We start from the raw sequence: 2,081 nt of genomic DNA on the forward strand, positions 1-2,081 counted from the left end.
GGAATCGCTCGCCAACGAGGCCGAGGAAATGGCCGCGGACTTCAAGTCGGCGAAGGAAGGCCACGAGGCCGATTACGGGCCCGTGGCCGAGCTGATGGCGGGCAAAGAAACCGACCGCACCTACTACAGCAACCGATAACCCCTTTTCCCCTTATCGCGGGGCGACCGGAGCCGACGGCCCGGTCGCCCCGCCCGTTTCTGGAGGTACCACTCATGCTCGCTCGCGTGCGCTCCACGGTCGGCCGAGCCGCGACCGTTGCCGGTGCCCTCGTTCTGACCGGGGGGCTGGGGAACGACGTTTTCACCATTCCCGGAGCCGCCGCCGCTATCGCAGCGGCCGGCGTCGGCCTGGCGACGAACCCGAAAGTCCTGCGCGCCCCCGAATCGGTGCGCTGGACGGCCATCTCTCTCTACGCCGCCCCTCACGCGGGCTGCGCGGCGCTCCTCGTCGGGGAGCGCCTGGCCCCCGAAGGGCATGTGTCCGTCCTCGTGCAGGCGGCCGTGGTCGCGCTGTGGACCGGAGCCACCTGGATGCTGCGCCCGGGCCTGACGGCCTGCGAGTTTGCCGACGAGGCCCTGGCCCAGGAGCTGGCCGAAGCGGCGAAGGCAGCGGAGGCGGAGGCGGCCGCCGTCGTGGTGGTGGCCCCCACCTACGACAGTGAGGCCGCTCGGTGGTGGGGCGAGAAGTTCGCCGTCGAGGGCGGCATCGCCCCCGGCACCGTCCTCCTGGACCACCAGCAGGTGAGCGAGCAGTGCGTCGCGCTCATCATCGGCACTCAGCAGCGCGGGCAGGCCGTGCCCGACATCTCCAAGCCGCGCTTGTCCGCCGCCCTCGACCTTCCGGAGGAACAGATCGACATCGGCCCGGTGCCCGGCCGCGGTGCTGGCGTCCGCCTCCTGGTCCTCGGGCAGCGCCCGGTCGCCGAGACGGAGACCGAGCCCGTCGACAGCGACGCGGAGATGTGGGCGGAGATCGCCGAAACCGCGATGCCCGGTGTCGAACTGGTCGAGTCCAACACCTACGAGATGCCGAAGGAACTGACCTGATGCTCGACATCCACGAGTACGTACTCAAGACCCCGCCGGGCGGGGTGAAGCGCTACGACCACGAGGCTCTGTGCGACCTGTTGAAGGTCGAGGACCGCTCCAGGGTCATCTTCGAGCAGGGCGTCGGCCGCGAGGCCATCGTCCGCATCTACCCCTCCAACCCCCTCATGGGAGTCCGTGAAATGACAGCGACCGACCTGGTGATGGACGAGCGCGGGCGGATCCAGCTCGGCACCTACTTCGACGGATCGCCGCTTCGGTTTCGCCTGTTCGACCCGCGTACGGGGAACGCCCAGCGCGGCGCGGTGTTCGGTACCACCGGCGCAGGGAAGTCCCGACTGGTCCAGGCGATCCTGATCGCCTGCAAGAACTCCGGGATCGTCGTCCACCTCGCGGACCTGAAACACGGTCAGTCCGTCCCGGAGGCCGCCGGACAGGTCGCCACCCGCGTCACCACGCAGTACGAGGCCATCCTCATGCTCCGGGGTCTGGTCGCCGAAGCCGAGCGCCGCATGGCCGCGTACGCGGCCATGGGCCGCTCCGGTTTCGTCAAGGACGACCCCGACCCGCTGATGTACGGGATCGTGGACGAGGCTAACCGGCTGTTGGAGAAGGGCGCCCCGTTCCGCGACGAGGCCGCCCTGCTCATCAAGGAACTCGGGCGTACGGGCCGGTCGGTGGGCGTCGGCATCATCATCGCCGCGCAGGCCGGGCACCTGGACGAACTCGGAGGCTCCGACACGCTGCGCGGGATGCTCAAGGAGGGGGAGGTCATCCTCCTCCGCTGGAGCTCCGCGATGATGCAGCAGCTCGTCAGCGACGGTCTCCTCCCCCGGGGCGAGTCCCTCCAGCCGATCCCCAAGGTCGTCGGTCAGGTCCGCCGGATCCGCCGCTTCAACGAGGAACGGGCCGACAACGAGGACGACGTGAACAGCCAGGGGATGCTCTACCACCTCACCGGCATCCGCCCCACGAGCATGGCGCGCACGTTCGTCGTCGGGAGCGTCGCTCCGACACCGGGCTTCGACCCGGTG

General features: G+C 69.6%; 2 protein-coding genes. Both read left to right on the forward strand.

Features of this window, described 5'->3' with window-relative positions; genetic code table 11:
* Window positions 1-213: 213 nt before the first annotated feature.
* Window positions 214-1,047: a hypothetical protein gene (locus E6R60_RS36365; protein ID WP_136331006.1), complete on the forward strand. Its 834-nt coding sequence runs from the start codon at window positions 214-216 to the stop codon at window positions 1,045-1,047.
* Window positions 1,047-2,081: DNA/RNA helicase domain-containing protein (locus E6R60_RS36370; protein ID WP_136331007.1), on the forward strand; the 1,035-nt coding region annotated here is incomplete at its 3' end. The genes E6R60_RS36365 and E6R60_RS36370, both read left to right, overlap by 1 nt.

This window comes from Streptomyces sp. A0642 (genome assembly GCF_004795105.1).
In the GTDB taxonomy this organism is placed as follows: domain Bacteria; phylum Actinomycetota; class Actinomycetes; order Streptomycetales; family Streptomycetaceae; genus Streptomyces.

What these genes read in the sequence shown, in the direction of transcription:
- E6R60_RS36365 (WP_136331006.1), top strand. Translation starts at nt 214, where the DNA reads ATGCTCGCTCGCGTGCGCTCCACGGTCGGCCGAGCCGCGACCGTTGCC.